The organism is Microcoleus sp. F10-B2 (assembly GCF_036704965.1).
Lineage (GTDB): Bacteria > Cyanobacteriota > Cyanobacteriia > Cyanobacteriales > Microcoleaceae > Microcoleus.
The window spans coordinates 1-8,858 of sequence record NZ_JAUBTB010000163.1; the positions used below are offsets into that span (position 1 = coordinate 1).

At 41.6% G+C, this 8,858-nt stretch carries 8 protein-coding genes and 1 pseudogene; 6 read left to right on the forward strand and 3 right to left on the reverse strand.

The genetic code is table 11. From position 1 onward, the window contains the following. On the forward strand, positions 1–423 hold a 423-nt coding region (locus QUA99_RS31590), incomplete at its 5' end, for a BamA/TamA family outer membrane protein (RefSeq protein ID WP_333343649.1). A 1,324-nt stretch (positions 424–1,747) separates the two neighbouring features. Here the strand turns inward: QUA99_RS31590 and QUA99_RS31595 are convergent. Together QUA99_RS31595 and QUA99_RS31600 are read right to left on the reverse strand one after the other, a co-directional pair. Further along, positions 1,748–1,951, reverse strand: a pseudogene (locus QUA99_RS31595) (ISKra4 family transposase); the annotation flags it as partial. Positions 1,952–2,496: 545 nt separating this feature from the next. Continuing rightward, positions 2,497–3,229 (reverse strand): IS1 family transposase gene (locus QUA99_RS31600; protein WP_333245211.1). Its coding sequence is split into 2 segments (ribosomal slippage): positions 2,497–2,905 and positions 2,904–3,229, totalling 735 coding nucleotides; the frame shifts between segments, so codons are not numbered across the junction. 229 nt (positions 3,230–3,458) lie between these two features. On the opposite strand from QUA99_RS31600, the gene QUA99_RS31605 reads away from it, so the two are divergent. After that, positions 3,459–4,193, forward strand: coding sequence for an IS1 family transposase (locus tag QUA99_RS31605; RefSeq protein ID WP_333245204.1), 735 nt, complete (start codon positions 3,459–3,461; stop codon positions 4,191–4,193). A gap of 256 nt (positions 4,194–4,449) precedes the next feature. Here the strand turns inward: QUA99_RS31605 and QUA99_RS31610 are convergent, their stop codons facing one another. Further along, on the reverse strand, positions 4,450–5,214 hold the full coding sequence (locus tag QUA99_RS31610) for an ABC transporter ATP-binding protein (RefSeq protein ID WP_333245201.1): 765 nt from the start codon (positions 5,212–5,214) through the stop codon (positions 4,450–4,452). A 646-nt stretch (positions 5,215–5,860) separates the two neighbouring features. On the opposite strand from QUA99_RS31610, the gene QUA99_RS31615 reads away from it, so the two are divergent. The 4 genes from QUA99_RS31615 to QUA99_RS31630 all read left to right on the forward strand — a co-directional run bounded on the left by QUA99_RS31615 (position 5,861) and on the right by QUA99_RS31630 (position 8,801). Next, complete coding sequence (locus QUA99_RS31615; RefSeq protein WP_333343647.1) at positions 5,861–6,691, forward strand: DUF4231 domain-containing protein; 831 nt, start codon at positions 5,861–5,863, stop codon at positions 6,689–6,691. A 193-nt stretch (positions 6,692–6,884) separates the two neighbouring features. After that, positions 6,885–7,259, forward strand: coding sequence for a hypothetical protein (locus tag QUA99_RS31620; RefSeq protein ID WP_333245195.1), 375 nt, complete (start codon positions 6,885–6,887; stop codon positions 7,257–7,259). Further along, positions 7,249–8,178 carry an ATP-grasp fold amidoligase family protein gene (locus QUA99_RS31625; RefSeq protein WP_333245193.1) on the forward strand — a complete coding sequence of 310 codons (930 nt, stop codon included), beginning with the start codon at positions 7,249–7,251 and terminating at the stop codon, positions 8,176–8,178. The genes QUA99_RS31620 and QUA99_RS31625 overlap by 11 nt, the downstream gene beginning before the upstream one ends. 224 nt (positions 8,179–8,402) lie before the next feature. Then, complete coding sequence (locus QUA99_RS31630; RefSeq protein WP_333245190.1) at positions 8,403–8,801, forward strand: hypothetical protein; 399 nt, start codon at positions 8,403–8,405, stop codon at positions 8,799–8,801. Positions 8,802–8,858: the final 57 nt, after the last annotated feature.

An 8,858-nucleotide genomic window follows, 5' to 3' on the forward strand; every position in this document is an offset into this window, starting at 1 on the left:
GTGAACGATAAAATTTATGAAACTGGTCGAAAAGTAGCTAAGGGATTTAAAGAAACAATGAAAATTATTTTTGATGAATATCTACCCAAATGGAATCCGAGGTGCAGTTCCGACTATTTAGCAGACGCTAAAGTTATTAAATTTTCATTCCTTAGCAAGCAAAAATTAGACGCTGTACTGCCGTTGGCTGGAGGTGAGCTTTTGCAGCCGATCGAACAATTTGGTTTCGGCGGCTTGCAGACAGTGCGGGGCTACCGTCAGGATGCTTTGCTGGCTGATAGCGGGATTTTTGGTTCAGCCGAGTTGCGGTATCCGATTTTGCGCATCGGCGACAAACAAGGGCATTTTCAGGTGACGCCGTTTGTGGATTTTGGCAATCTTTGGACAAATAGCGGGGGAAGGGCGGCTGTGGAAGCGAATTAAGCCTGCGGTGGCAGTACGGGGAGAGGTGGAATGCTTCCTTAGGCAGGGAAATTCCTGTGATTGATATTAACAGTTCGCGATCGCAGGCTTCCCAAAAAAACCCGGTCTCTCGTTGTCGCGATCGAGCGTATACGACCAAATTACGTCAAGAAACCGGGTTTTTGCGTCCTAGACTGATTAAGTCAAGCAACAGGAGTTGACAAGAGTGCGGGCTGTCTTTTTCTCATGACTTGCGCACAGACTCTACTTGCAGGGCGGTGCACACCGCACCTTACCACTACAGATAGTGTAAAAAATGATTCCTGGCGTAAGTCCTATTTTTGTAGAATTGCAACCTTTTTAGGAAAGAAGTCGTTTTGCCTTTGGCGGAACTGAGCAATTCCGCTATATAGTAATAAGTATCATTTGGCACTCCTCTGTAGCTGCCAAGAGTGCTTTTTACTGATAATCTTTAAATTAAACTATGTCTAAGGTGCGGTGGCTGCTTTTAAGTTCTTTTGCTTCCGGTTTTGGGCTTTGCTCAATCATTTTCGCAATGTTTACGATGACTTCAAGGCTATCGTTTTCGTCTTTTTTTATCTTTCTTTTAACTTTGGTATTTTTTGTAATTAATCTGCTTTTTGCTTTGCATTATTATACATCAATTACCAAGCAGTTGAGTGTTAAAGGTAAAAGAAAAGCTAGAATTTAGCCGTTTTGAAGAAGAATCTGACAAAGGGATGGAGAGTTATTTATGGAACTTGAAGGGACTCCTGGAAAACGCCTCTGGGTTAGGAAAAGTATCTAGCTGTAAGCCTTAATTATTTAAGGTCTAATTATTGAGGAGGTGCGATCGTGCTTATAACTCAAACCAACTAACTCAAACCAACCGGCCCAATTTTCCAGAGGGGACAAAGACTCGCTTGACTCCAGATGAATACAGGGCGATCGAGGAAACAGCCGCAGAAGGTCACGAATATTGTAACGCATAGATTGTCACTATCTCAGGAGGTTCCCCCGCTCACAGCCGTATTGCCGTAAACATTACGACTTTTATTAACGTGGCTCTGCGAGACACAAATTTTCAAACCTACAACGGAGGCTTACGAATTTGGATTCCTAGCTTCAATCATGAAATTTATCCCGGGATCATCTCGGTTTTGCGCTTTTGAGCATCAAACGGATATTGATCCGTTAAGGTACACCCAAGCTTAAGCTGTTGCGCGTTTAAATTGCATATTCGGGACGTTGCTCAGAGCAACGTCCCACAATAATTTGAGTGATTTTTGACACACAATTTAAATGGTGAACAGCTTAAGCATTTGATTAAAATTTTCATCAACTACTGCGCTTCTGAAGTTTTCAACTTTCTATCAATTTGTTTTATTGCCGACTCTACAGAGCCCGAACCGATTGAGCAAACCTTTTGTGTTGACAATTGCTCGTAGTTAACAATCAGTCGGCGATGCTTCTTCAAATAAGCACAAAAGTTCTGGGCTTGTTTTTGACGGCAAAACTTAAATAAATTGATGGTTTCCTCAACTCGTCCAAGAACAGAAACTCCTTACCCAAGGTCTGACTGGGGTTTCTCACAATACAGTTATTAAGGATCGTCAATTAAATAATTTCCCTTTTTTCTTGTGAGATGGGCGTCCCGCCCGTCCCCGATAGACGGGCGGGACGCCCATCCCACAACAGTCATGAAAAGTGGATTTTATTTAATTCTCATCCCTAAGTGGGTTAAAAAGAGCCGAAACAACCGATAAACCGAACCAGATGATTATGCAATTTCCGAAATAGCTCAGATAGATGAATTACAGACGGTAGTCGGTCGGTAGTCGGTAAAAAACTTGCATTTGGCGGTGGAGATTGGTCAACAAAGCAATAGCAGGGATTATCGCTATTGTAATTGGTTCCCGAAGTGTAGAAACATTTAAACCTGACGGGCAGATTGTTAAAGGGTGGCAGTGTTTTTTTATGTAACAGATGGCTGTGTGGTTTATCCCCAGTTCCCAAGAGGATGCTGACCGTATAATAAATAAAACGGCGTTGCTGAATTGAGGTATGATTGGTACGATCGCAGGGATGTATTCGTTACTCCATTTGCCTCGCTCGAACGCGATTGAAATGATTCCCGGGATAGGGAACCGGAACGTCCCAAAACTTAAGATAATGAATTAATAAGCGAATGGAATTTTTGAGCATCTCTTTCGACTTAGAATAGCAAAGTGTCTTGCGATGAAGTCGTGCCAAATAATGTCGTAGTCGCGTATTTTCGCCCTCTACTCTGGTCATGTAAGTTTTACAGATAATTTGGTCTCCATCTGGAATAAACATGGGATAAACTGGCCATCCATCTGTAATATAAAAATAACATTTCCAATTGCCGACTAATTCCCACAATGGTCGAAAACTTGCTGCACTATGATCGCCCAGCACCCATCCTAAAATCCCTGGCTGAAAGTGATTAACCGCTGTCGGGACCCAGATCTTATTTTTTTTGACCAATAAATGTTTCTAGTTCATCAAGTTCTGCAACTTCGGGAATTGTCTCTGCTTCATAAGTATCAGGAAGCAATTCCCCGACTTGCTTGACCCAATTTATGATAGTGGTATGATGTACTCCTTTAATTCTTTCTATTGCTCGAAAACCCAGACCATTAACATACATTTTGAGACATTCACGTTTTACCTCTGAAGAGTAACCTTTATGAGGTTGATAGCAGTCTATAAATTGTCTGGCACAATTGACACAAATATAATTCTGTTTGCCTTTTTTATGACCATTTTTATTAACGTAACTTGACAGACATTCAGGACATTGCATAAGCTCTATTTTTTTTGAAGTGTTATTTTTTGGCACTCGTACTCTCAATCTATCATACCCTAATTCAGCAACGCCAATAAAACATATATGACACGGGTAGAAGGAGAAAATACCAGATTGAGACACGATATAGCTCGAATACAATAGAAAAACTGGCGTTGGTGAATTAGGGTATGATGAGTTGAGAGTACGAGCGCCAAAAAATAACACTTCACAAAATGCAGAGCTTATGCAATGTCCTGAATGTCAGTCAACTCATGTTAATAAAAATGGTCATAAAAAAGGTAAACAGAATTATATTTGTGTCGGTTGTGGCAGACAATTTATAGAGGGCTATCAATTTCATAAAGGTTATTCTTCAGAGGTAAAACGTGAATGTCTCAAAATGTATGTCAATGGTCTGGGTTTTCGAGCAATTGGGAGAGTCAAAAATGTGCATCATACGACAATCATTAATTGGGTCAAACAAGTAGGAAAACTCTTGCCAGATTTTTATGAGGCAGAAATAACTCCACAAGTGGGAGAATTAGATGAATTAGAAACATTTGTTGGCTCAAAAAAAACTTGCACCTGGTTATGGACAGCAGTAGACCATTTTAAACCAGGTATTCTAGGATGGGTTTTAGGATCCCATAGTGCCAAAACCTTTGAACCACTATGGGAGATTGTTAATAAATGGAAATGCCATTTTTATGTAACAGATGGATGGAAAGTTTACCCTAAGTTTATTCCCGATGGGGATCAGATTATTAGCAAAACATATATGATAAGAGTTGAGGGTGAAAATACAAGATTAAGACATTATTTGGCTCGCCTAAAACGAAAAAGTCTTTGTTATTCTAAATCTGAACAAATGCTAAGATATTCAATCCAGTTACTAATTCACTATCTAAAATTTGCAGATGTTCCAGTTCCGTATCAAAATCAAAGGAATCATTTTCGCTTGTCTGCGAGCACACTATAAGTTTATCATACCTTGATTCAGCAACGCCGAAAAACTTTATGTTACTCTCAATCAGTTGAGATGTTAAACCTCTCGGTGAGGTTGGTTGTTTACTCTGTCAAACATAAAACTGTATCCCTACCTTCCTGTATCATGCTATCAATGTGGAACGCCTTCATTTTAGCCGTTTTTTCATAGATTTGCTTTCATTGAGATGCACCAGACGAAAGTTTGCCAAGAAGCGATTGAAATCGTCGGCTTTTCGCCGACTTTTATACTAAAATACAGCGTGTGAAAGCTCTTCGGGATTGAGATTATTGTGAATAACTTTACCGTCCCGGAACCAGACAACACGGCGAGTTTGGCGCGCTACTTCCGGTTCGTGCGTTACCATAACAACGGTCATGCCGCTGTCGTTGAGTTCTGTAAAAATATCCATTACTTCTTGAGTAGTTTTAGTATCTAATGCACCTGTAGGTTCGTCAGCCAGCAACAACACGGGACGGTTGACAATTGCCCGGGCGATCGCAACTCGCTGCTGCTGTCCTCCTGATAGTTGATTCGGTCTGTTTTGCAGCCGACTTTCCAGACCTACCTTAGTTAAAGCATCTACTGCCCGTTCGCGTCTTTCTACTGCGGAAATGCCGGCATAAACCATCGGTAACATGACATTTTCTAATGCTGTCAACTGAGGCAACAGGTGAAATTGTTGGAATACAAACCCCAATTTTAAATTGCGAATTCCGGCTAATTCTGCTTCCGGCATTTGGGCGACATCTACGCCGTCTAAATAGTAACTGCCGCTCGTAGGTCGATCGAGACAGCCGATAATATTCATAGCTGTAGATTTGCCAGAACCCGATGCGCCCATAATGGAGCAATATTCTCCTTGTCTTACCGTCAAGCTGACGCCGTTTAAGGCGCGAACTTCCAGGTCGCCAATTCCGTAAACTTTTGTTACCTCTTCCAGACCGACAATGACGGGTTTTGAGAGGACTTGCGGGTCGAGGTCTTGGTAGGTATCGGTTTGTAGTTCAGGCATTTTTTTTCTGTGCGATCGACACAACTAACTACTAAGCTAACACTTCCCATCTGTTTTCGCGGTAGGAGTGACGGCAGTTGCGACGCGAGTGGACCTCTCCAATAATTCTTGTGGGGTAGGCATCCTGCCTGCCCTTTACAGGCTTTTCTGGAGAGGTTTAATAAACAGAAGCTTTATATTAAGGTCATAGTGAATACTTTGACACCGACCTGGAGGTAAAGTTGGAGTGGAAAAAAAAATCGGCGTTGCTCAATTGGGTATGAAATTTGTAGGGGCAATCCCCCCGTGATTTCCCCACCGCTGACGGTGTAAGCAATTAGAATTACCCCTACAGGCAAAATCATACTTTGATTGAGCAGCGCCAAAAAATCTATACTTACTATTTATGCGCCGACTCTCTCTGTAGGGTGCTTGTGGTAGCCCCTGTCAAGGTACGATCGACCTGCTTTAGGTCGTGCTATCGGTTGGCGATGACCAATAAACCCAGTTTATTGGTCATCAACTGTTAAACAAGGAAGATTTAACGATCGCCAGCCACCAATTTTCAAAGGTTTGAGGCTCTTCTTCACCACCTTGACAGAGCTTGCTTGAAATAGCAACCCCAATAGGCTAAACTTGTGCCGATCGCCAAACAGACTACAAAGCAATGACTAATTCTACCGATACCAACCAGACCGAGATTTCTAATACAGTCTCATCGAGTCCACAAATGTTATCTTTCCTGAAAGTAGTTGAGTATTTATCCCTAGCCGCTTTTGTGGGTGCAGGCATCCTTACCAGAGTTTTTCTAGACAATCAACTTATCTTTATTTTGGGTTCTGTTTTTCTGTCGAGTTTTATTTTTCTGTTCCTGACCAATAGACAATTAGCTCGCAACTCTCGGAATAGTGCTAATCAGTTAGATATCCGAAGAAAAGCTGAACTATATAATTATCTCTTAAACCCGAATAATGTTTCGGCTGACAATCAGATCATCCCGGTGAGAGAAAAGGCTTTACGATATTGCCAGGAGTTGATTGACGACTATAAAAACACTAGAGAGACTTCGAGAAATATTTACTATACTTTCCAATTGGCAACCGTTGTTTTATCGGGAGTCACACCAATTTTAGTATTGGTAGACAAATTGGAACCAGGTCAATCGTTGCTCAAGTGGCTGCCCGTAATTTGTCCCGCTGTCGCCTCGATAGTCGCCAGTATACTTACCTCCTTTCCTTTTCAGAAGAATTGGATTTCTGCTAACACGAGTGTGGAATTGTTAGAAGCGGAACAGGAGAAATTTGTATTAGGAGTGACTCCAGCTTATCGTTGCTATGATGTAGCCGACGAAGCCCAACATCAACAAATGAAAAAAATGGCAATAGAAAACTTTATCAATCAGGTGAATGAGATTCATCTCAAGCAAATCCAAAAACCAGATGAAACAGCGTCAAACGAGCAGAATACAGCGCCAGATCAATCTACCGAGTCAAAGTAGGAGCAGAGTTAACTAAGCTGACAATAACAGTAAGCAGGTAGGGTTGAGTGACGCTACCTGCTTCTGGTTTCATTAGCGAGATGGGGAGCTGGCGAAGATTATAACATCTATAGCAATCCTTGCAGGAGTCGTAAATTTTTTACCCCACCCCAACCCTCCCAGAACCCGCGGGGAGGGAGTAAGAAATTCACAAATGATGCGAGGATTGCTATATCCTAAGGTGGGGTCCCATACTGTTGTGCTCATTGACCACCTGGATAACGATCGCATGGCAGTGGGTGAAGCATTGGGAGTACTCAACTTGATTGATATCAAGAGCCACTATCAAATCGCATACGGAACCACCGGGCCATCTAGGGCTGTTTCATTCCCTAAAAGACGTAAAATTACAAGTGTCGAGGGGGTGAAAGTAATGGGTGCAAATCTAATTGAACAACTGCGGCAGGTTAAGGACTTTCGCACAAAAGATCTACAATTTCGCAGTCGTAATGATTTAATTGAATTATCAAACACATTTTCAAATTATGACAATTCTATTTTCTCTATCGGTAAATATTATGAATCCTAAAGTTTTTGTTACGAGAGGTATCACGTTTGGTGAGTGGGTAGGAAAATCTCTGAAAAGACGGGGTTGGGGCAGATTGCCTATTGGTCGTGTCATAGTAGATATTCTCTTGTGGCCATCCGATTGCTTTAAGATTCATAGAAAATATCGGCATGTTTTTGGTCAAAGACCAAAGCTGCTCTCCCCTCCAACCTTTAACGAGAAACTTCAGTACAGAAAGCTGTTCTGTCGTCAGTCTATTTATACTGTGTTTGCCGACAAAATTGCAGTGCGGGACTATGTGAAACAACGGCTTGGTTCTGATGTCCTTACAAAACTCTATTGGAACGGAACAGATTTGAGAAAAGTAGCAAAAGAAAGTCTTCCGGAAAAGTTTGTTATTAAAGCTAATCATGCATGCGGCACCAATTTGATCGTTGAGAATCGATATTCTTTTGACTGGTGCAAGGCTTATGAACAAACCCAAGCTTGGCTGCAAATGGACTACTCAGATCGTTCGGCAGAATGGCAATATCGTTGGATTCCACCTACTCTCCTGATTGAAGAATTTCTCCAAGGTTCAGATGGCAAGTCTCTACTAGATTACAAATTTTTCTGCTTTCGTGGTCGAGTCGAAATGGTTGACATCCACGTGGATCGCTTTTCTTCAAACCGCACACGGGCGTTTGTAGACCGCAATTTTAAGATTCTTGACTTAAGTCAAGCATACCCCCGCTATCGGGGAGAACTGGTGAAACCTACAAACTTTACTCTTATGATTGATATGGCTGAAACCTTAGCAAGCGAGCAGCCATTTTTACGCGTCGATTTTTATGATATTGGCCGTCCTATCTTTGGTGAGCTAACCCTTAATCCTCATGCTGGTATGGTAAAATTTAATCCTCCTGAATATGACTACAAGCTTGGGCAATTGATGCTATAATGGTCAAAACAGCAGTGTGAAGGATTAACAACTGGGTGTGGTCAAAAGTCGTTGGTTGAGTGCGATCGCTTGTTCCTGTAGTAAAAAAGCTAATTTTATACTCTTCTAAGAAAATGATTAAACCCTTGATAGTTAGTACCTATGACCCAATGGGAGGCGCTGGTGCTTCGCGTTCAGCCTATAGACTTCATCGGGGTCTTCTGAAGCTAGGAATTGACTCTAAAATGCTTGTTCAAGATAAGCGGATGGATGACCCTACTATAGTTAGTGCCCCTAATAAATTAGCTCAAAAAATGTGGAAAGCTCGTCGGGTATTGGATGCTTTACCGTTAAAACTTTACTCTAATCGACAAGACAGTAGTGTAATTTTTCCTCTCCAATGGCTTCCCGATATAATTAATTCACAAGTTGTTAAGCTTGAGCCAGATATTATTAACTTACGATGGGTTTGTGATGGATTTGTGCCGATAGAAGCACTATCAAAGATTCAGAAGCCTATTGTTTGGACGTTCAGCGATATGTGGGCATTTACAGGTGGATGTTGCTATTCTCAAGGGTGCGATCGCTATACCCAATCCTGTGGTAATTGTCCCCTACTCGGTAGTAAGCTGAGACGCAGCTAGATTGTATAATATAAAAAAATAAGCAATCATTAGTTATAGTGTATGCCAGCCAAAAAT